Source organism: Sphaerisporangium sp. NPDC005289 (assembly GCF_040607455.1).
GTDB classification, from domain to species: Bacteria; Actinomycetota; Actinomycetes; order Streptosporangiales; family Streptosporangiaceae; genus Sphaerisporangium; species Sphaerisporangium rhizosphaerae.
Genome location: NZ_JBEXGS010000007.1, coordinates 48,346 through 69,289 on the forward strand (window position 1 = coordinate 48,346; position 20,944 = coordinate 69,289).

Below are 20,944 nucleotides of genomic sequence, written 5' to 3' on the forward strand. Positions count from 1 at the left end.
TGCCGTGATCAGGGGCGCGGTGCTGCCCTGAACACGCGTGCCCTGATCTCGGACGCGGTCGTCGCTGTGGACGCGCCTCCTCCGTCGCGGGGCGCGTCCACCGTCAGATGTCGAGCTTCTCGTCGATCGCGCGGAGCGAGTGCCGCGCCATCGCGAGATTGGCGCGACCCCGGTCCAGTGCCAGGTACAGGAACAGGCCCTTGCCGCCCCGGCCCGACAGCGGGCGGATGATGTGGTACTGGTTGCTCAGCGTGATCAGGATGTCCTCGATGCCCTCCTTGAGGCCGAGGGCGTCCATCGTGCGCAGTTTGGCCTTGATGACCTCGGTGTTCCCGGCGGCCGCGACCTGAAGGTCGAGATCCTTGGAGCCGCCCAGCGTGCCGAGCGCCATGCCGCTGTTGTAGTCGACCACCGCGGCGCCGACCGCGCCGTCGACGGCCATCATCTCCTTGAGGGAGACATCAATGCCGGCCATGTTCGTCGTTGTTCCTCTCGTGGGTGCGAGCGCGCCGGCCGCCGCTATCCGGCCGCCGGCGCGCGTTCGACGATGGCGGCGAGCCGCGCCGCCGTCCTGCGTCCCTCCATCCGCAGCAGCCCGAGGTTGGCCCCCCTGGCCGCCAGGACGGTGAGAACGAGCTTGGGGCCCGCGGCGTAGCAGGCCGCGTGGCCGCCGGCGCCGGAGATCAGCGTCTCCTCCAGGGCGCCGGCGTGGATCAGGCCGGTCATGCGGTGGCTCAGCGCGTGCAGCGCGGAGGTCAGCGCCGCCGCCTGCTCGGCCTCGGCCCGGATCTGTGCCGTCACGAGCATCCCGTCCACCGTGCACACCAGGGCGCCGGTCACCTCGTCCATGCGCTCGCGCAGGAGGAGCATCTCTTCGTGCACGTCGCGGCGTAGATCCATCGGTAGCCTCTTTCCGGCCCGCTTGAGCGACTGCAGCCTCATCACGCCGTCTCGTCCTGGTCGTCGGCACCGTTCACGGCAGCTTCTCCAGGGCGTCGCGCAGCCTGAGCAGCATGCCGACGTCGCCTGGATCGCCGCTGACCCGCGGCAGCCCCGGCGCCTCCGGGACTCCGGGCGGGGGAGTGGCCGCGGACGGGACGGCGTCCGGACGGATTCCCGCGTGCCCGGCCCGCTTCGGCAGCACGAACGCCGAGCCGGCCGGAGCGGCCGATCCCGGAGACGGGCCTGCTGGAGCGGCTGATCCCCGGGACGGGGCGGGCGCGGATCGGGCGGGGGTGGACGGGCCGGGCGGGGACTGCGTGACCAGGCGGCCGGAGATGGCGCGCAGGCGGTGGCGCGCGAGCGCGAGGTTCGCGCGCTCCAGGTCCAGCCGCAGGTAGAGCAGGATCGGGCCGGTGAGCGCCGTCTCCAGGGGCCTCAGCAGGTGGTGGCCGGTGTCGGCGGTGATGATCACGTCCTCCACCCGCACGGTGCCGTCGGGCGAGGTCAGGGCCAGCCCGTCCAGCGTCGCGCGCAGGGTGCGGCGCAGCGCGGCGGCCGACTCCTGCGGATCGAGGTCGGTGACCGTCCGTCCCGCTGCGACGGCCTTGCTGTCGGTGCTGCCGGTGTCCTCGATGACGAGGGCGTCCAGCGCACCCGGAATGGCCAGGATGTCGGTGAGACAGTCCTCGATGTCGAGCATGGTCGACTCCTCGCCGGTCGATCCAAATCGCATGTGGCGGCCAACTCTAGGGAAATGACCGGGGGATTCCATTCGGCGTAAATAGCTGTGAAAGATATGAGATAGAAGGATGTCTCACCAAGTAGAAGGATCGATCCCCCAAGTGGCAGGCGCTGGCTCGAATACCACTCGGTGTGACGGGGAAAATGTCTGGCTGGCGCTATTTGTCCCACAATGAAGCGGGGAAACGGGGATTTATTGCCCTGTTTGTCTCCCCTGCCCGGAGCGTCCAGCGCCGCTACCGCGAGCGACTCGGCGCTGCTCCGAGGGTCCCGGGGCTGCTGCCACGGGACCAGGGACTCGCCATCAGGGAACCAGGGACCGCTGCCACGGGACCGGAGGATCCTGGGGAGCGCTGCTACGGGACCGGAGGACTCTGGGAGCGTTGCCAGGGGAACCGGGCCGCTGCCGGGAGACGCTGGGGCAGCGGCGGTGGCTACCGTGGAGGGATGGAGAGGATCCTGGTCAGTGCGTGTCTGATCGGTCGTCGGGTGCGGTTCGACGGCCGCGCCAAGACCCTCGACGACGCGCTGCTCGCCCAGTGGCACGCCGAGGGGCGACTGGTGCCGTTCTGCCCCGAGGTGGAGGGCGGGCTGCCGGTGCCGAGACCGCCCGCCGAGATCGAGGGCGGAGTCGGCGGCGCCGCCGTGCTGTCCGGGGTCGCGCGCATCCTCACCCCTGACGGCGCCGACGTCACCCGGCACTTCCTGGCCGGGGCGCAGGCCGCGCTCGCGGTCGCCCTGTCGATGGGCGTCAGGCTCGCCATCCTCAAGGACGGCAGCCCGTCGTGCGGCAGTCTGCGCGTCCATGACGGCACCTTCCGCGGGCGGACGACCCCCGGCGCCGGCGTGACGGCCACCCTGCTCGAGGCCAACGGCATCCGCGTCTTCACCGAATCCCACCTCCCCGACGCCGCCGCCCACCTCCACCACCTGGAATCCACCCCGACTTGACCCCGGAGCCCGGTGGGCCGCCGTACGAGTGGCGCCGGCATCGCCGTACCGCGTCCCACCGCCGCGGCGCCATTGGAGCAGGTGCCGCGGATGCGTGGGGATGGCCGGTGGTCCGATGTGCGTGGGCCGGTTGGGTCCGGGCGGCCGGTGGGCCGCCGTACGGGTCCCGCCGCCATGGCGCCATTGGTTAAGGGGGGCCAAAGTCCAGTGTGGGCGGATCGGGGTGGCCGGTGGGCCGCCGTACGAGTGGCGCCGGCATCGCCGTACCGCGTCCCACCGCCGCGGCGCCATTCAGGGGCTCGTTGTGGGAGAGGAGTCGGGGCGTTGTGGAGAGGGCGGTGGCCTTCGCACGCGTATTTCGGGGGGGCGTGCTGTTCGGGGGTGGTTCTGGTGGCGAAGGGTCAGGGGTTGAGGGGGTCGGATGGGTGGGCGTCGCCTATTACGGCTTTTTCGTCGGGTTTGAAGACCAGGACGGTGTCGATGTAGGACTTCACGGCCGCTTCCAGGCCGACGTCGCGGCCGGCGGCCTCGGACATGAACCAGCGGTGGTCGAGCACCTCGTGGAAGAGCTGGGCGGGTTCCAGCTTGCCGCGCAGCTCGACGGGGATGGCGTTGACGGTCGGCTGGAAGGTCTCGGCCAGCCAGCGGTGCGCGACGATCGCCTCGTCCTCGTGGCGCAGCCCTTTGGCGACCCGGAAGGCGTCCAGGTCGTTCAGCAGCCGCCTGGCCTGGTTCTCCTCGACGTCCAGCCCGGTCAGGCGCAGCAGGCGGCGCTGGTGGTGGCCGGCGTCCACGACCTTCGGCCGCACGATCAGCCGGGCGGTGCCGGCCTTGCGCCTGACCATCATCTCGGCGACGTCGAAGCCCAGGGAGTTGAGCCGCCGGATGCGCTGGTCGACGCGGTGCCATTCCACGTCCTCGACGATCTCCTCCTGGGTGAGCTCGTCCCATAGCCGGTGGTAGCGCTCGATGAGCTGCTCGGCGAAGGCCAGCGGGTCGATCGAGGGGTGGAGCAGGCCGCCGGCCTCCAGGTCGAGCATCTCGCCGTAGATGTTCACGTGGGCGACGTCGATGTCATGGGAGCGCTGGCCCTGGGTGAGCACCGGGTGCAGTTCGCCGGTCTCGGCGTCCACCAGGTAGGCGGCGAACGCGCCCGCGTCCCGGCGGAACAGCGTGTTGCTCAGCGAGCAGTCACCCCAGAAGAAGCCGGCCAGGTGAAGGCGCACCAGGAGCACCGCGAGGGCGTCGAGCAGGCGGATCAGCGTGTCGGGGCGCAGCGTTCCCGACAGCACGGCCCGGTAGGGCAGCGAGAACTGCAGGTGACGGGTGATCAGCGCGGAGTCCAGCGGCTCCCCGTCGGCCGAGGTCCTGCCGGTGACCACGGCCACCGGCTCCACGGAGGGAGTGTCCAGGCGGCTCAGGTCCCACAGCAGCTGGTACTCGCGTTTGGCGTACCGCTGGCTGATCTCCTTGATCGCGTAGACCCGCCCGGACAGCCGGGCGAACCGGACGACGTGCCGGGAGATGCCGCGCGGCAGCGTCACCAGGTAGTGCTCGGGCCACTGTTCCAGCGGTAGGTCCCACGGCAGGCGGATCAGGTCGGGATCGCTGGGGGCGCCGGTCATCTGGAGCGGCAAGCTCGTGCTCCTCGGAGATCGATGGGATCGGGCGGGATCGGGGGGATCGGGGGGATCGGGGGGATCGGTGGTGCGAGCCGGGTCGCGGGGACGGGCGGGGTGACAGGCTCGATCGTGGACAAAGGGTCGTATAAGCCTATTCGTTCCGTTCCTTCCGGCTCCGACGCTAGCCGTTCCGCGCGCGTGACGCCGGACCGGTCCGCCTGGCGGACACCAGGCCCCGCCGAGGGCGAGATCGCCGGTCTGTGGAGGTGATCCTGTCCGGTCTCGCCTGGTGGACCCCCGGCCCCGTCGGGGACGAGATCGCCGGTCCCGTGGAGGTGATTTCGTCGGGTTCGCCGTCCGCCGCCGCCGGAGCGGGCTCTCCGGCGGCCGGTCGCGTCCGGGGAGGCGGCTCTCCGGACGCCGGGCCGCGCCTGCGGTGGCGACAGGCCTGGGCGCGGTCGGCGTTATCCGATCGTGACGATCGGGCTGCGTGGGCGGGAAGGCGACCGGACCTGTGAGGGCGTGTGGCGGGGTCGGCGGGCATCTGGTCTAGACCGGGTATGGGGGGTGTCGAATTACGGGCTGTTTGTGCCATCATCGGCCCATGACCTGTGCCGTTGTGAGATTACGCCGGGGTTTCCTCACGCCTCCGGCGTGCCCCTCTGTCGCGGGTCGAATGCTGGTCGGCCACAGCTCGATCACGGGTTGGCCCATACCACTTGACGGTGTAGGGGGATGGACGTACGTTCCTCCAAACGTTTAGGAAACTTTCCTAATTGATAGCCCATTCTGGAGGGTTGCATGTCCAACTCCGCCGGCACGCCCCGAGAGATCACCCGGCGGCAGATGCTCCGCCGGATCGGCCTGACCGCACTCGTCGCAGGACCGGCGGCCGGCGTGCTCAGCGCCTGCGCGACCAGCGGCACCGGCACCGCCGCCCCCAGCGCCACCGCGAGCGGCGCCGCGACCTCGGCGGCCAACCCCTTCGGGGTCAAGGCGGACGCCCCGCTCGAAGTCGTCATCTTCAAGGGCGGCCTGGGTGACAGCTACGCCACCGACGTGCACGAGCCGCTGTACAAGAAGGAGTTCCCGAAGGCCTCGGTCAAGCACGTCGCCACGCAGCAGATCTCCCAGACGCTGCAGCCCCGCTTCGCCAGCGGCGACGTCCCGGACTTCATCGCCAACTCCGGCTCCGACCTGATGGACAACGGGGCCCTGCAGTCCGAGGGCCAGCTCCTCGACCTCACGCCGCTGTTCGACGCGCCCTCCATCGACGACCCGAGCAAGAAGGTCAAGGACACGCTGATCCCCGGCACCTACGAGTCGGGCCTGGTCGCCGGCAAGCCCTACATCCTGAACTACGTCTCCAGCGGCTACGGCCTCTGGTACAACGCCAAGCTGTTCCAGGAGAAGGGCTGGGCTCCGCCGAAGACCTTCGACGAGTTCAAGACGCTCTGCGAGACGATCAAGAAGGCGGGCCTCACGCCGTACGCCTACGCCGGCAAGAACGCCTCCTACTACCAGTACTGGATGATCCTGATCACGGCCGCCAAGGTCGAGGGGAACCAGGTGCTGATGGACATCGACAACCTCGTGGACGGCGTCTGGAACCGTGACTCGATCAAGCAGTCCGCCGCCGCGTGGGCCGAGATCGGCAAGTTCATGGACAAGAGCTACGAGGGCCTGATCCACACCGAGGTCCAGACCAGGCAGAACCAGGACAAGGTCGCGCTGTACCCGTCCGGATCGTGGCTGGAGAACGAGCAGAAGTCCAACACCCCGGCCTCGTTCGAGTACGCCGTCACGCCGACCCCGAGCCTGACCACGGCCGACAAGATGCCGTTCGAGGCGATCCGCTCGGCCGCGGGCGAGCCGTACATCATCCCGGCCAAGGGCAAGAACACCGCCGGCGCGCTGGAGTACGCCCGCATCATGCTCTCCAAGGAGGGCGCGAAGGGCTTCACCGAGAAGTCCGGCAGCCTCACCGTCGTCTCCGGCGCCGCCGAGGGGCTCTCGCTCAGCCCGGGCCTGAAGAGCGTCAACGACGCCCTCACGGCCGCGGGCAGCAACATCGTCACCTACAGCAGCTTCGAGAACTGGTACAAGGAGCTGGAGACCGAGCTGCGCAAGCAGACCAACTCGCTGATGTTCGGCCGCATCTCGGCCGAGGAGTTCTGCGCCAACATGCAGAAGAAGGCCGACTCGGTGAAGGCCGACTCCTCCATCACCAAGCAGAACCGGACGGTGTAGTCGATCATGCGGCATGGCGACGGCGGGCTGGCCGGGTGGCTGCTCTCTGCCAAGATGCGGACATACGGGTTCATCGTGTCCTTCCTGGCGATCCCGGTGGTCCTGTACGTGGTCTTCGTGATCAGCCCGTACATCCAGGCGTTCTACATCTCGCTGACCAACTGGAAGGGCATCTCGGCCAACCCGCAGTACATCGGCTTCGAGAACTTCGGCCGGCTGCTGGGCGACGAGGTGTTCTGGGCGGCGGTGCGCCACCACGCCCTCCTGCTGCTCGCCATGCCGCTGATCACCATCGCGATCGCGCTCTTCTTCGCGTTCCTGCTGAACATCGGGGGCGGAGGCGGGAGCGGGAAGACCAAGGGCGTCTGGGGGTCGCAGTTCTACCGGGTGGTGTACTTCTTCCCCCAGGTTCTGGCCGTCGCCGTCGTCGGCGTCCTGTTCCAGGCGATCTACCGCCCCGACGGCACCGGCGTGCTGAACGGCCTGCTGGCCACCGTCGGGCTCGGCCCGGTCGGCTGGCTGATCAACACCAACCTCGCCCTCTGGGCGATCATGGCCGTGGTCGTCTGGCAGTCGGTCGGGTTCTACGTCGTGCTGTTCTCCGCCGGCATGTCGGCCATCCCGCGCGACGTGTTCGAGGCGGCGGCCCTGGACGGTGCCGGCCGGTTCCGGCTGTTCTTCAGCATCACGCTCCCGCTCATCTGGGACACCATCCAGGTCGGCTGGGTGTACCTCGGCATCGCCGCCTTCGACTGCTTCGCGCTGGTGCAGGTGCTGTCGGTGGACCGGGGCGGCCCGGACAACGCCACCACGGTGCTGCCTCTGGAGATCTGGCGCACGGCGTTCACCTTCTCCAAGTTCGGCTACGCCTCGGCGATGGGCGTGGCGCTGTTCTTCCTGACCATCACGTTCGCGGCGCTCAGCCTGCGCGTGACGCGGCGCGAGAGGATCGAGTTCTAGTCATGGCGCTTCAGACCGATGCGGTGCGGGTGGCCAAGGCGCCGCGCGCGGCCACGACCCGGCGCCGGCAGAACCCGGTGGGCGTGTTCGGCGCCCTGTCGCACGTCGCCCTGATCGTGTGGACCATCCTGGTCGTCGGCCCGATCCTGTGGACGTTCCTCGCCTCGTTCAAGACCAACCCCGAGATCGTCGGGGACGCGCCCCTCGCGCTGCCGCACGACTACAGCTGGGCGGCCTGGGGCCGGGCTTGGGACAAGGCCCACGTCGGCAGGTACATGCTGAACACCGTCTTCGTGGTGGGCGTGAGCACGTTCTTCACCATGCTGTTCGGCTCGATGGCCGCGTACGTGCTGGCGCGCTACCGCTTCTGGGGCAACCGGGCGATCTACTTCCTGTTCGTGTCCGGGCTGTCCTTCCCGGTGTTCCTGGCGCTGGTGCCGCTGTTCTTCGTCGTGCGGAGCTTCGGCCTGACCGACACCTTCACCGGCGTGATCCTGGTCTACATCGCTTACTCGCTGCCGTTCACGGTGTTCTTCCTGACCGCCTTCTTCAAGACGCTGCCCACCTCGGTGGCCGAGGCGGCCATGATGGACGGCTGCTCGCACACCCGCACGTTCTTCCAGATCATGATGCCGATGGCCAGGCCGGGCCTGATCAGCATCACGATCTTCAACATCCTCGGCCAGTGGAACCAGTATCTGCTCCCGATCGTGCTGCTGTCGGGCAACGTCGAGGACAAGTGGCTGATCACGCAGGGCATCGCCAACATCAACACCAGCGCCGGGTACGAGGCCGACTGGCCGGGGCTGTTCGCGGCCCTGAGCATGGCGATCCTGCCGATGCTGATCGTCTACATCGTCTTTCAGCGGCAGATCCAGTCCGGACTCACCGCGGGCGCCGTCAAGTAGCGCCGCACACCCCTCTGCCATCTCTTTCGCTAGTTGTCGGATAAAGACTCTTTCGTACTTCCGGCAACTGGTGGAAGATCTCCGGCAAAGACGTCTGTCACGTCCTGGGCCGGCCGGCCCGGGCGGAGGGGTGAGGCCGTGAGCGAGTCGTCGACCCATCGCAGGAAGAGACGACTGACCGTACTGTTCATCGCCGCCGTGCTGGCCCCCGTGGGGCTGGGGGCGGCTCCGGCCCTGGCGGAGCCGCCGCCCGCGCCGGCCCATCCGTGGCAGGCCGACCTGTGGCCGCAGCGGCAACCGTGGCAGGAGGGGGAGCCCGCCGCCCTGCTCCGGGGCAGACCCGGCGGCCCGGCCGTGATCGACCCGCAGAACTGGAAGAACCCCGACCACATGACCTGGGAGGACTACAAGCCCGTCCCGGGCACCGACTGGTCGGACCCGGCGGGCGCCGCCTCCAAGCGCACCTTCAAGGGCGCGCTGGTCCTGCTCGACTACCCCGGCCAGTCGTTCGTGGTGACCCGCCCGCCGCACTCCACGGTCTTCGGCAACCCGAGCACCGAGGCGCACGACATCCCCCGCGACAAGGTCGCCCAGTTCTACAAGGACTTCCTCAACACCCCGAACCAGCTCAACCGGGGCCACACCATCAACGAGTACTGGATGGAGGACTCCGGCGGCCGGTACGGGGTCGACCTCACCGCCTTCGGCCCGTACGAGATGCCCGGCAAGTCCCACGAGTACGCGATGGAGTTCCAGAGCGGCACCGCCTGCCCGGCCGGGGACACCTGCAACCGCAACATCCGCACCGACGGACGCGCGGCCTGGGCCGCCGACGCGGGCGAGGCGACGATCGGCCAGTACGACTTCGTGTTCTACCTGAGCGCCGGCCAGGACGAGTCGTCCACCTGGCAGGAGTTCGGGCCGATCAAGTTCCCCACCAAGGAGCAGGTCACCGACCCCTTCGGGCCGCCCGACCCGGCCCTGCCCAACTGGGCGAGGACCCGGTACGTCGAGTGGACGTCCTGGGCCTCGGCGTCCACCATCTGGCCGAACGCGGGCGGCGGCTCCTCCACCCAGGCCGAGAGCTCCGGTCAGGGCGTCTACGCCCACGAGTTCAGCCACATCCTCGGCATCGGCGACAACTACAACAACCCGTTCGGGGTCCCGCCGCGGCGCGCGTACACCGGCATCTGGGAGATGCTCAGCCGGGGCAGCTTCAACGGCCCCGGCGGCCCGCACAGCCGCTGGACCATCCCGCCGACGGGCGGCGGCTCGATGGGCGCCCAGCACATGCTCCGCAACAAGATCAAGCTGGAGATGGTGGACGAGAAGAACGTCCTGCGGCTGTCGCGGGAGGCGCTGGCCGCGTCCGGCCTGGTCGTCGCCCGGGTGAAGGCCCGCGAGGCGCAGCCGGGCGACAGCGAGCTGTCCGGGGTCAACATCGCCCTCGGCACCGGCGACCTCAGCCCCAAGTGCGACGTCGCCACCGACCCGCTGTGCGACGGCGGCGGCTACCAGAACTACACGGTCGAGGTGGTCGACCGCATGGGCGCCGACTCCTTCACTCCCGACTCCGGCGTGCTGCTCGCCAAGACCAAGAACCAGGACCAGGCGCCGTTCGAGTGGGTGATCGACGCCAACCCGCAGGACATCGGCATGACCGACTACGTCCTGCCGGACGGCACGCGGGTCCCGATCACCATCGGCGACTACCGGCAGCTCTCCGACGCCCTGTTCCACGCGGGCACCGACTCCGGCAGCGAGTACGAGTACGTGGACCAGGCCAACCGCCTGCACTTCTACGTGCTCGGCCTGCAGCGCGACAAGAAGGGCATCCTCTCCTACACGGTCGCGATCCGCTCGCTGGACGGCGCGGGGCCGCAGCGGCACGGCGTCAGGGTCCTGCCCAGCGCGGCGGTCGGCACGGGCACGCAGTGGGCGGCCTGCCGCTTCCCGCTCGCCAACACCGGCAAGGCCGCGGCGCCCCAGGGGCAGCACCCGGAGGACGTCGGCGCGTACCTGAAGTCCGACGTCTACCGCCTGTCGGCCAGTGTGGAGGGCAAGGGCTGGTCGGCCTGGACGCCGAACACGCTGGCCGCCGTCGGGTTCGGCGACTCCACCCTCGTGCCCGTCTACGCCCAGCGGGCCAAGGGCGGCGACCACCTCGGCCGGCTGAAGCTGACCGCGACCTCCGAGAGCGACCCCGCCAAGACCTCGACGGCGACCTGCCGGCTGGTCGGCCTCTGACCACACCGTCCGTACCACCGGCGCCCGCGGGCCCGGTGGTACGGCGTCGCCCCGCCCGCGGGCGGGCATCCGTCACCGACACACATGAGAGAGAGCCATGGCGCACATCGAATTAGGGAACGACGCACCCGGCATCGTCGGGCTGATGCTGTACCGGCCGGACACCGCCAAGGTGCTCAACGAGCTCGCCGAGATCCTGCTGCGGGGCGAGAACACGCTGACCAGGGGCGAGCGCGAGCTCATAGCCTCCTACGTGTCCGACCTGAACCGCTGCCGGTTCTGCCACGGCTCGCACGCCGCGTTCGCCGCGGCGCAGCTCCCCGGCGGCGCCGAGACCGTAGCCCAGGCCTGCGCCGACCTCGACACCGCCGACATCTCGGCGAAGATGAAGGCGCTGCTGCGCGTCGCCGGCGCGGTCCAGCGCATCGGCACCGACGTCACCCCCGCCCTGGTCGAGGCGGCGCGCGAGAACGGCGCCACCGACCTGGAGATCCACGACACCGTGCTCATCGCCGCGGCGTTCTGCATGTACAACCGGTACGTCGACGGCCTGGGCACCTACGCCCCGGAGGATCCCAAGGCGTACGAGGAGATGGCCGGCCTGATCGTCGAACGCGGCTACGGGGCCTCGGTGGCGGCCATCCAGGAGGCCTCGGCAGGCTGACCCGCCGGGTGAGCCGGGCCGCCGGGCCCGCGCGACAACCCTTCCCGCCGCGTGCGAGACTCCTGGCATGAACAGGTTGGACGAAGCGGCGATCGCCACCCGGCTGAGCACGGTGCCCGACTGGAAGCGCGAGGGCGACGAGATCCGGCGCACGATCGTCGCCCCCGACTTCCGCACGGCCATCGCCATCGTCAACGACGTGGCCGAGCAGGCGGAGGCCATGAACCACCACCCGGACGTCGACATCCGGTGGCGGCGGCTCCACCTGGCCCTGACCACCCACGACGCCGGCGGCCTGACCGAGAAGGACTTCACCCTCGCCGCCCGCGTGGACGCCATCGCCGCCGACCACGGCGCCACGTCCTGATCCCGACGCCCGCGACCGGGGGCCGCCGTGCGGCCCCCATCGCCTGTCATGGCTTGTCACGGCCTGTCACGGCCGCCGTGCCGCCGTCCGGACCTCTGCCGGGCCGTTATGGGCGGCGGGCCGGCGTGAGGACCTCCACGGTGCCGTGCTCGCCGTCCACGCGCAGCAGGTCGCCGGTGCGCACCCGGTCGGTGGCGTTGCCGCAGCCGACGACGGCCGGGATGCCGAGCTCGCGGGCGACGATCGCCGCGTGTGACAGGGGGGCGCCCACGTCGGTGACGACGGCCGCGGCCCGCGGGAACAGGGGCGTCCATCCCACGTTGGTGACGGTCGTGACCAGGATCTCGCCCGGCATGAGCGCCTCGCCCTCCTCCACGCTCGCGATGACCCGCGCCCGGCCCTCGACCACGCCCGCCGCGCCGGGGAAGCCGGTCACCGCCTCGGCCGCCGGCGCCTCCCGGTCGTGCTCGTCGTACACGTCGCCGCGCCGCGCGGGGTCGGCCGCCCACCGGAAGGGGTCGAACCGGCCCCTGATCAGCGCGGGGTACGGCGGCAGCGCCCGGTAGCGGTCGTAGAGCCGGCGTCGTCCGGCGACCGCCGCGAGCGCGGACACCCCGTCCGCCGCCCCGTCCGCCGCGCTGCCGGCGCCCGGCGCGTCCCCGGCGCCGCCGCCGGGCGACCGGGCGTCGAGGACGGCGAGGATCTCCTCGACGGACAGGAAGAACAGGTCCTCGCCATGTCCGGTGATCTCGCCGGCGCGCAGCACGAAGTCGCGCACCGGCCAGAAGGCCCGGACCACCTCCGAGCGCGCCACCTCCCGGTCGCGGAGCGCCCTGGTCATGCGCGCGACCGTGCGCCGGGCGCGCCGCACCTGATGCGGGTGCTCTTCCTCCAGCCGGCGCCACGCGGCGGCGCGCCGCTCGCTCTGGCGGGCGAGGAGCGCGTCGAGGTCGTGCTCGGCCTCGCGGAGGCCGGCGAGCTGGGCGTCGATCCACCGGGGATCCTCGCCGGGGCGTGCGACGGAGACCTCGAACTCGCTCGGCCCCCGGTGGCCCCACTCGCGGGCGAAGGCGTCGCGGTCGATCTCCCCGCGGGACAGCCGGTCCAGGCCGACGAGCAGGCCGAGGCTCGCCAGAGCGGAGTCGCCGCCGTGCAGGCCGCTGCTCAGCGCGGCGACCTCGGACTCGCCGACCAGCTTGGCGAGCCGTATGCGGCCGAGGCCGAGCGCCCCGCTGTCCTGGCGGGTGGCGGCCTCCAGCATGTGCGAGCATTCGAGCAGGTACGGGCCGAGCTCCTCACGCCAGAGGGCGGCCAGAGCGGCGGCCGTGGGTGCCGCCGCGACGCGTCCGCGCAGCGCTTCGCACCGCCCCGGCGCCGTGGCGAAGAACTCCGGCAGCCGGCGGGTGTTGACCCGTACTTCCCGCTTGACCGCCACCGCCGCCGGGAGGATCAGCCGGGCCATCCGCCACCACGACAGCGGCACCGTCGGGATGTCCATGCCGGCGGGCAGCCTGCCGAACACCGGCTCGATGAACATGGCGAAGCGCTTGCGCAGGCCGAACGCCGCCGCGAGCGTCATGGCCAGGCTGAGGTTCATGTAGAAGCGCCCGCCGATGCGCCCGTAGGCGCGGAACTCGGCGACGGACGAGGTGCGCATCGCACCGGACATGAAGATCTCGACGAAGGAGTAGGTGCTCGGCGTCATCACGTCAGGGATGGCCTCGCCGAGGTTGCCGTTGCTCCACAGGTAGTCGCCGGAGAGGCTGTCGTTCCACAGGTCCGCGGGCGCCGCGGCCTCCAGGGCGGTGATCGGGCGGGCCTGCAGGATGGACGGCCGCCCGGCGTGGAGGGCCCACTCGACGTCCATGGGAAGGCCGTACAGCTCCTCGACGCGCTCGCCCAGGCGGGCGAGGGCGGCGATGGCGGCGGCGTCCAGCACCGGGGCGGCGCGCAGGTCCTCGGGCACCGGCACCTCCGCGGTGCCGGCTCCGGCGCGCACGGTCATCACGGCCTTCTCGGCGGTGTGCCGGGCGATGACCGCTCCTCCCGGCCGGGCCACGACCACCGTGTCCGGGGTGACCTGGCCGCCGACGACGGCCTCTCCGAGACCCCACGCCGCGTTGAGTACCATGCGGTCGCGCGCCCCGGTGACCGGGTCGGCGGTGAACAGGACGCCGGCCGCGTCGGCGGGCACCAGCTCCTGGACGACCACCGCCATCGTCACCTCCTCGTGCGCGACGCCGTTGCCGGCGCGGTAGGCGATGGCCCGGGCGGTCCACAGGGAGGCCCAGCAGCGCCGGACGGCGGCGATGAGGGCGGCCTCACCCTGGACGCCCAGGTAGGTCTCCTGCTGCCCGGCGAAGGACATGCCCGGCAGGTCCTCGGCGGTGGCCGAGGAGCGCACGGCGACCACGGGCTCGCCGAGGGCCTTGTACGCCGCGCGGATCGCCGCGCTCACCGGCTCGGGGACCTCGCGCCCGGCGAACAGCGGCCCGATCGCCCCCTCGTCCTGGGCGGCGACGGCGGCCAGGACGGCCTCGCGCAGCCCACCGGCGACGAAGCGCTCGTAGGCCGTGGTGGTGACGTGGAAGCCCGGCGGGACCGGCAGCCCGGCGGCGGCCATGCGGGCGAGCGAGGCGCCCTTGCCGCCGGTGAGGGCCAGGTCGGCGGCCGGGTCGGCCAGGGGCAGCACCAGAGGGGGCTCGCTCACTGTCGGTAGTCCTCTCCGAGGTCGGTCGTCGTCAGGGACAGCCCGAGCCGTTCGCGGGCCACGCGCAGCGCCTCGTCCAGAAAGGCGAGGGCCGCCCCGGTGGCCTCGGCGGTCTGGTCGGGGGTGAGCGGGCGGCCCGCGTCCAGGGCGCGGTGCAGGGTGTCGGCGAGGAGTTCCGCCAGGTGCTCGCCGGAGAGCCGGTGGTCCTCCGGCATCCGCGGAGTGATCATGAAGAAGCCGTACATGGTGCCGGTGATCACGTTCACCTGCTCGACCGCCGACAGGTCGGTGCGGACGGCCCCGTGCTCGCGCAGCGCGCCCAGGTAGACCTCCGACAGCGAGCGCATCGCCGCGGTGGTCTGCACGGTGGGCTTGTTGCGGATCAGCTTGCCGAGCACCTCGGCGTCGCTCAGCAGGCTGGCCTTCATCAGCGGCCGGGTCATGACCGCCAGGGCGAGGTGCCGGAACAGGGAGCGGGGCGTGGCGCCGTCGGCGTCGGCGGCCAGGCCCGCGCGCACCTGTTCGAGCATGGCGACGCGGTCGCGGCGCAGCAGGGCGGCGAACAGCGCCTCCCGCGACTTCCAGTGCAGGTAGATCGTGCCCTTGGCCACCCCCGCGGCGCGGGCGATGTCGTCGATGGTCGTCTTGTCGTAGCCCCAGCGCAGGATCAGCTCGGCGGCGGCGTCGAGGATGCGGTGGGCGCGTTCTTCACGGCCTGGCCCGGGGGGAGCGCCTCGGCCGGCGCGAGGTTCGGTGTCGGGGGACGGCATGGCCTCACTCACGATGGACGGATGACCAGATAAGCTCATTTGGTCATCGGTTGGTCATCGAACGGTAAGCCCCGGTCGTCCCCGTGGTCAAACCGCCGCGTCCGGCGGACGGCGGCAGGGCCTTCACCGGCCGGGCGACGACGGCCATACTGGGTGGTAACCGACAGATGTTCGGGCAATGAGGAGACCCAGATGAGCCTCTCGGACCTGCGTCCGGTCCCCGGCGAGCAGCTGACCTTCCGGCTGCCCCCGAAGTTCGAGAACGTGGCCGACGAGCGGCGCCACCGCCAGGAGCGGCTGGCCGCGGCGCTCAGGTTGTTCGGCCGCTTCGGCTTCGAAGAGGGCGTCGCCGGCCACATCACCGCGCGCGACCCCGAGCACCTCGACCACTTCTGGGTGAACCCCTTCGGCATGAGCTTCAAACACGTCAAGGTCAGCGATCTGATCCTGGTCAACCACCAGGGCGAGGTCGTCGAGGGGCGTTACCACGTCAACAAGGCCGCGTTCGCGATCCACGCGATGGTCCACCAGGCCCGGCCGGACGCCGTGGCCGCCGCGCACAGCCACTCCGTGCACGGCAAGGCCCTGTCGTCGCTCGGGCAGTTGCTGGAGCCGCTCACGCAGGACGCGTGCGCCTTCTACGAGGACCACGGCCTGTTCGACGACTACACCGGCGTCGTGGTCGAGACCGAGGAGGGCCGCAGGATCGCCCGGGCCCTGGGCTCGCACAAGGCCGTCATCCTGCGCAACCACGGCCTGCTGACCGTCGGCGACTCGGTGGACGCCGCCGCCTGGTGGTTCGTCACCATGGAGCGCTCGTGCCAGGCCCAGCTCCTGGCGAAGGCCGCCGGTGAGGTCGTCCCGATCACCCACGAGAACGCCAAGCTCACCCACGGGCAGATCGGCAACGACCTGGTGGGGTGGATCAACTTCCAGCCGCTGTACGACCAGATCGCCCGCGACGAACCCGACCTGTTCGACTGAGGCCGGGCGGGCGCGTCAGGTGAAGAGCTCGGGCGGCGGGACGGGGGTGAGCACCGCGTCGCCGTCCCTGATCGGCGCCGCGCCCGCGACGAACCTCACCAGGTCCTCCTCGTACACGCACCGGGCCTGGGTGAGGCCGCCCGCCGCCTTGCGGGTCAGCTCGGGCAGCGGCAGCGGCGCCGCCGAGGCGGTCACGATGAGGTTGCCGAACCGGCGCCCGCGCAGGATGCCCGGCTCGGCAAGCAGCGCCACGTGGCGGAAGGTGCCGCGCACGGTGGCGACGACGCGGCGCGCGAAGGCCAGCCCCTTGCCGTCGGCGATGTTGACCAGCAGGGTGCCCGGGTCCTTCAGCACGCGGGCGATGTCGCCCATGTACTCGGCGGTCGCCAGATCCACCGGCATCGTCGCGCCGCTGAAGGCGTCCAGGATGAACAGGTCGGCCGAGGCGTCGCGCAGGCCGGCGGCGGCGCTGCGGCCGTCGGCCACCCGCACCTTCAGCCGGGGCACCGACCGCAGCCGCAGCTGGTCGCGGACGAGCTGCACCAGCGCCGCGTCCGGCTCGATCACGATGTGCCGCGAGCCGGGCCGGGTCGCCGCGACGTACCGGGGCAGGGTGCAGGCGCCCGCGCCCACGTGCACCACGTCCAGCGGACCCTCCTCGATCGCGTCGATCACGTCGGCCATCAGCCGGACGTACTCGAAGTCGAGGTAGGTGGGGTCCTCCAGGTCCACGTACGACTGAGGGACCCCGGCCATGCTCAGCAGCCAGCCGTGCGGCCGGTCCAGGTCGCGCAGCAGCTCGACCTCGCCCATGTCCACCGGGTAGCGGCCGGGCATGGGGCCCGCCTCGGCCTTACGCTTCCCCACACGGTCTCCCATGGTTCTGATATATCGGGATGTGCCATACCCGGCACTCTTGGGAGAACCGTATGCGCCGCCGAGGACTGCTCGCTCTCTTCGGGGTGACCGTCGTCATCATCGCGGCCTCCCTGGTGGCGCTGGTGCTGGACGCGCGCCGGATCACCGGCACCCCCGAGGCGGCGGGGCGGGCCTACCTGGACGCCTGGGCGGCGGAGAACCTGCCTTCGATGAGGGAGATGGTGTTCTCCCCGCCCGCCGACTTCCTGGACCAGCACCGCCGCCTCAGCACCGACCTGCAGGTGCTGTCGATCAAGCTGACCCCCGGCACGCTGGTGCGGCACGGCGAGCGGGCCGCCGACCTGCCGTTCGAGGGGGTGCGGCAGATCGGCGAGCTCGGCCAGTGGCGGTTCTCCTCGGTGCTCCATCTGGCCGTCAGGGACGGCGCGTGGAAGGTCGTCTGGACGCCGCAGACGCTCCACCCCGGCGTCGCGGCCGGTGAACGGCTGCGCCTGGCGGAGATCCCGGTGCCGGGCACCGAACTGCTGACCCGCCAGGGACGGCCGCTGCCGCACGCCAGCGGCGCCGAGACCTACCTCCGTGACCTGTCGGGCAAGGTCGACGACTTCTACGACGCACCGTCGGCGGGGTGGGCGATCGAGGCCGGCACCTCCGCGGGCAGGTCAAGGAACCTCGTGGTGTTCCGCCGGCCGGCCGAGCGGACCTTCCGCACGACGCTGGACTGGTGGACGCAGGCGGCGGCCGCCCGGGCGCTCGACGGGCTCGACCGGCCCGCGGCCGTCGTCGCGGTGCGGCCGTCCACCGGCGAGGTGCTCGCCGTCGCCGACCGGCTCGCCGGCCAGGGGGCCTTCTACCAGCCCGCCCCGCCCGGCTCCACCTTCAAGATCGTCACCGCGGCGGCGCTGCTCGGCGACGGGATGAGCGCCGACACCCCGGTGCCGTGCCCCGCCCGCTACACCATCCCGAACGGGCGCACCTTCACCAACCACGACGACCAGGACCACGGGACGGTCAGCCTCCGCCGGGCGTTCGCCCTGTCGTGCAACACGACCTTCGCCCGGCTCGCCGTCGAGCGCCTGGGCGATGGCGCGCTCCGGCGGGAGGCGACGGAGCTGGGGTTCGGCGGCGACCTGAAGTCGGGCATCGGGGGGACGTGCGGGACGATGCGCAGGGCCGGCGACCGCGACGAGCTGGGCGCCGACGCGATCGGGCAGAACTCGGTACAGGCCACCCCGTTGTGCATGGCCCTGGTCGCCGCGGCGGTCCGGGACGGCACCTGGCGCCCGCCCCGGCTGATGTCGGAGAAGGCCGTCAAGCGCCTGGAGATCGACGGCCGGCCGAAGCCGAGACGCATGCCCGGCCCGGTCGTCGCGCAGCTCAGGTCCATGATGGCGGCCGTCGTGACCGAGGGGACGGCCGCCGGCTCCGCCCTGCCCGGCGGGGTGGCGGGCAAGACCGGCACGGCCGAGACGGGGACGGGCGAGGATCACTCATGGTTCGTCGGCTACCGCGGGGACCTGGCGTTCGCCGTCTTCGTCGAGCACGGCGGCGCGGGGGCGGGCGCGGCGGCCACCGTGGCGGCCCGCTTCCTGGGCGCTCTTTGAGGCTGTTCCGTAAAGTCTGGGCGCTCTCTGAGGTCGTTCAGTGCAGTGAGGGAACTCACCGCCTACGGAACCGTAGGTTACGGTACCGTAGGTTGGCAGGAGGTTCGATCATGTACGCACCGGTTCTCGACCGCCCCTCAGGCCCGGCGGTGTCCCCTCCCCGGCTGCGCGGCTGGCTGCACGCGGGCGCGCTGCCCGCCACGCTGCTCGCGGGGTTCGTGCTCGTGGCCTTGGGGCCGACGCTCCAGGCCCGCCTGGCCGCCGCCGTCTACGCGGTGACCTCGGGCCTGCTGTTCGGCGTCTCGGCGACCTACCACCGGGGCCGCCCGGCGCCGCGCCTGGCCGAGGCCCTGCGGCGGCTCGACCACGCCAACATCCACCTGATCATCGCCGGCACGTACACGCCGTTCGCGCTGCTCGCGCTGGAGGGCACGGCGCGGGTCGTCCTGCTCACGGCCGTCTGGACCGGCGCGGCGGCCGGGGTGGTCTTCCGCGCCGTGTGGATGGGCGCGCCCCGCTGGCTGTACACGGCGCTGTACATCGCGCTGGGCTGGACGGCCGTGCTCCTGCTGCCCCAGCTCGTGCGCGGCGCCGGGGCGGCGGCCGTCACGCTCGTCGTCGCCGGCGGCCTGCTCTACAGCGCCGGGGGAGTGGTGTACGGCCTGCGGCGTCCGGACCCCTGGCCCCGGTGGTTCGGCTTCCACGAGGTGTTCCACGCCTTCACCGTGGCCGCGTACGTCGTGCAGTACGTCGCGGTCTCGCTGGTGGTCTACGCCGCCGCCTGACCCATGCTCCACGCCCCGGTCCGGCCCGTGCTCCACGCCCCGGTCCGGCCCGTGCTCCACGCCCCGGCCCGGCCCGTGCTCCACGCCGCGGCCCGGCCCGTGCTCCACGCCGCGGCCCGGCCCGGTGGTCCTCGCCGTCCGACCCGGTGGCCGACCCCCGCCGTCCCGCCCGGCCCGCGGCGCGGCAGGGGGAAGGCGCGCTCAGGCGGTGGCCGCCTCGAGGCCGAGCCGGCGCTCGGCCAGCTCGGCGTACAGGGCCGCGCCGTCGGGCAGCACCGTGTCGTCGAAGGCGGCCTCGGGCGCGTGGTTGTAGGCCGCCCGCGCGGGGTCGGCCCCGTCCGGGCAGGCGCCGAGGGCGACGAAGGCCGAGGGCACCTGGTCGCAGACGAAGGAGAAGTCCTCCGAGCCGGTGAACGGCTGCGGCGCGGTGATGTAACGGTGCTCGTCGAAGACCTCGCGCACCGTGTCCCCGGTGAAGTCGGCCTCGGCGGAGCTGTTGACGGTCACCGGGTAGCTGACGTCGTACTCCGCGTCGACCTCCAGTGCGTGCGCGGCGGCGATGCCCTTGAGCAGCGTGAGGATGCGCTCCTGGACGCGGCCGTGCGCGGCGGCCGAGAACGACCGCACGGTGGCCTCGAACGTCGCCTCCTCGGGGATGATGTTGTCGGCGGTGCCGGCGTGGAAGCTGCCCACGGTGACCACCACCGGGTCGAACACGTCGAAGCCCCGCGTCACCATCGTCTGCAGCGCAGTGACCATCTCGCAGGCGGCGGGGATGGGGTCGGCGGCCCGGTGCGGCATCGACCCGTGGCCGCCCCTGCCGCGCACCGTGACCTTCAGCCGGTCGGCCGCCGCCATGATCGGCCCGCCCCTGCTGACGAAGAGGCCGCGCGGCAGCACCGAGCTGATCACGTGCAGCGCGTAGGCGGCGATCGGGCGCCGTCCCGAGGCGTCCAGCACGCCTTCGTCGATCATGATCTTCGCGCCCCCCTGGCCCTCCTCGCCGGGCTGGAACATGAACACCACGTCGCCGGCGAGCCGGTCGCGCCGCGCCGCCAGCAGGTGGGCCGCGCCGGCGAGCATGGTGGTGTGCAGGTCGTGGCCGCAGGCGTGCATCCGCCCGGGCAGCGCCGAGACCACCGCGGCGCCGCTGCGCTCGGAGACGGGCAGGGCGTCCATGTCGCCGCGCAGCAGCACGGTCGGGCCGGGCCGCCCGCCGCGCAGCACCGCCGTGACCGAGCTGAGCCGCTCGCCGGTGGTCACCTCCAGGGGCAGCCCCGCGAGGGCGCCGAGCACCTTCTCCTGGGTCCGCGGCAGGTCCAGGCCGAGCTCGGGCTCGCGGTGCAGGGCGTGGCGCAGCCGGACGAGCTCCTCGCCCAGGTCCTTGGCGGCTTCGCGGAGCGACACCGGGCATCCCCTCCAGGTTCCTCACCGATACATCCCAGACTTCAGACGATATAGCCCGACTTGGCGGCAGGTAGACAGCATTTGGCGACTTTTTGGTCTGTTACCAGGGTCTTTCCGGATAGGAACGGAACGGTAGCTCGACGGGGGAGATTC

Annotated in this window: 18 protein-coding genes; 10 read left to right on the forward strand and 8 right to left on the reverse strand. The window is 71.6% G+C overall.

The features are described 5' to 3' along the window. Positions 1–103: 103 nt before the first annotated feature. The 3 genes from ABZT47_RS14390 to ABZT47_RS14400 form a co-directional block, all read right to left on the reverse strand. Complete coding sequence (locus ABZT47_RS14390) at positions 104–475, reverse strand: hypothetical protein (protein WP_354840773.1); 372 nt, start codon at positions 473–475, stop codon at positions 104–106. Positions 476–519: 44 nt separating this feature from the next. Next, positions 520–900, reverse strand: a complete 381-nt coding sequence (locus ABZT47_RS14395; protein ID WP_354840775.1) for a roadblock/LC7 domain-containing protein — start codon at positions 898–900, stop codon at positions 520–522. A gap of 73 nt (positions 901–973) precedes the next feature. Further along, on the reverse strand, positions 974–1,675 hold the full coding sequence (locus tag ABZT47_RS14400) for a hypothetical protein (RefSeq protein ID WP_354840778.1): 702 nt from the start codon (positions 1,673–1,675) through the stop codon (positions 974–976). A 455-nt stretch (positions 1,676–2,130) separates the two neighbouring features. On the opposite strand from ABZT47_RS14400, the gene ABZT47_RS14405 reads away from it, so the two are divergent. Then, positions 2,131–2,634, forward strand: coding sequence for a DUF523 domain-containing protein (locus tag ABZT47_RS14405; protein WP_354840781.1), 504 nt, complete (start codon positions 2,131–2,133; stop codon positions 2,632–2,634). 401 nt (positions 2,635–3,035) lie between these two features. On the opposite strand, the gene ABZT47_RS14410 is transcribed toward ABZT47_RS14405, so the two are convergent. Next, a complete protein-coding gene (locus ABZT47_RS14410; protein ID WP_354840784.1) occupies positions 3,036–4,271 on the reverse strand; it encodes a DUF4032 domain-containing protein in 1,236 nt (411 codons plus the stop codon). Between the two features lie 786 nt (positions 4,272–5,057). Here ABZT47_RS14410 and ngcE point away from each other — a divergent pair. The 6 genes from ngcE to ABZT47_RS14440 all read left to right on the forward strand — a co-directional run bounded on the left by ngcE (position 5,058) and on the right by ABZT47_RS14440 (position 11,652). Continuing rightward, positions 5,058–6,506: an N-acetylglucosamine/diacetylchitobiose ABC transporter substrate-binding protein gene (ngcE, locus tag ABZT47_RS14415; protein WP_354840787.1), complete on the forward strand. Its 1,449-nt coding sequence runs from the start codon at positions 5,058–5,060 to the stop codon at positions 6,504–6,506. A 6-nt stretch (positions 6,507–6,512) separates the two neighbouring features. After that, positions 6,513–7,466 (forward strand): sugar ABC transporter permease, encoded by a 954-nt coding sequence (locus ABZT47_RS14420; RefSeq protein ID WP_354840790.1) that lies wholly within the window; start codon positions 6,513–6,515, stop codon positions 7,464–7,466. A 2-nt stretch (positions 7,467–7,468) separates the two neighbouring features. After that, positions 7,469–8,374 (forward strand): carbohydrate ABC transporter permease, encoded by a 906-nt coding sequence (locus tag ABZT47_RS14425; RefSeq protein ID WP_354840793.1) that lies wholly within the window; start codon positions 7,469–7,471, stop codon positions 8,372–8,374. Between the two features lie 138 nt (positions 8,375–8,512). Next, entirely contained in the window at positions 8,513–10,621 is a 2,109-nt protein-coding gene (locus tag ABZT47_RS14430) for a M6 family metalloprotease domain-containing protein (RefSeq protein ID WP_354840796.1), read from the forward strand. A 97-nt stretch (positions 10,622–10,718) separates the two neighbouring features. Beyond that, positions 10,719–11,285, forward strand: a complete 567-nt coding sequence (locus tag ABZT47_RS14435) for a carboxymuconolactone decarboxylase family protein (protein ID WP_354840799.1) — start codon at positions 10,719–10,721, stop codon at positions 11,283–11,285. Positions 11,286–11,352: 67 nt separating this feature from the next. After that, positions 11,353–11,652 carry a 4a-hydroxytetrahydrobiopterin dehydratase gene (locus ABZT47_RS14440; RefSeq protein ID WP_354840802.1) on the forward strand — a complete coding sequence of 100 codons (300 nt, stop codon included), beginning with the start codon at positions 11,353–11,355 and terminating at the stop codon, positions 11,650–11,652. A gap of 106 nt (positions 11,653–11,758) precedes the next feature. Here the strand turns inward: ABZT47_RS14440 and ABZT47_RS14445 are convergent, their stop codons facing one another. Beyond that, positions 11,759–14,362, reverse strand: coding sequence for a PEP/pyruvate-binding domain-containing protein (locus ABZT47_RS14445; RefSeq protein WP_354840805.1), 2,604 nt, complete (start codon positions 14,360–14,362; stop codon positions 11,759–11,761). Further along, on the reverse strand, positions 14,359–15,144 hold the full coding sequence (locus ABZT47_RS14450; RefSeq protein ID WP_354840808.1) for a helix-turn-helix domain-containing protein: 786 nt from the start codon (positions 15,142–15,144) through the stop codon (positions 14,359–14,361). The genes ABZT47_RS14445 and ABZT47_RS14450 overlap by 4 nt, the downstream gene beginning before the upstream one ends. A 180-nt stretch (positions 15,145–15,324) precedes the next feature. Here ABZT47_RS14450 and ABZT47_RS14455 point away from each other — a divergent pair, with 180 nt between their 5' ends. Then, positions 15,325–16,116 (forward strand): class II aldolase/adducin family protein, encoded by a 792-nt coding sequence (locus tag ABZT47_RS14455; RefSeq protein ID WP_354840811.1) that lies wholly within the window; start codon positions 15,325–15,327, stop codon positions 16,114–16,116. A gap of 15 nt (positions 16,117–16,131) precedes the next feature. Here ABZT47_RS14455 and ABZT47_RS14460 read toward each other — a convergent pair whose 3' ends face one another. Continuing rightward, on the reverse strand, positions 16,132–16,953 hold the full coding sequence (locus tag ABZT47_RS14460; protein WP_354841472.1) for a fused MFS/spermidine synthase: 822 nt from the start codon (positions 16,951–16,953) through the stop codon (positions 16,132–16,134). A gap of 92 nt (positions 16,954–17,045) precedes the next feature. Between ABZT47_RS14460 and ABZT47_RS14465 the strand changes: the two genes are divergently transcribed. After that, positions 17,046–18,599, forward strand: coding sequence for a penicillin-binding transpeptidase domain-containing protein (locus ABZT47_RS14465; protein ID WP_354840813.1), 1,554 nt, complete (start codon positions 17,046–17,048; stop codon positions 18,597–18,599). A 110-nt stretch (positions 18,600–18,709) separates the two neighbouring features. Then, entirely contained in the window at positions 18,710–19,384 is a 675-nt protein-coding gene (locus ABZT47_RS14470; protein WP_354840816.1) for a hemolysin III family protein, read from the forward strand. A gap of 201 nt (positions 19,385–19,585) precedes the next feature. Here the strand turns inward: ABZT47_RS14470 and ABZT47_RS14475 are convergent, their stop codons facing one another. Beyond that, on the reverse strand, positions 19,586–20,791 hold the full coding sequence (locus ABZT47_RS14475; protein WP_354840819.1) for a M20 family metallopeptidase: 1,206 nt from the start codon (positions 20,789–20,791) through the stop codon (positions 19,586–19,588). Between the last annotated feature and the right edge of the window lie 153 nt (positions 20,792–20,944).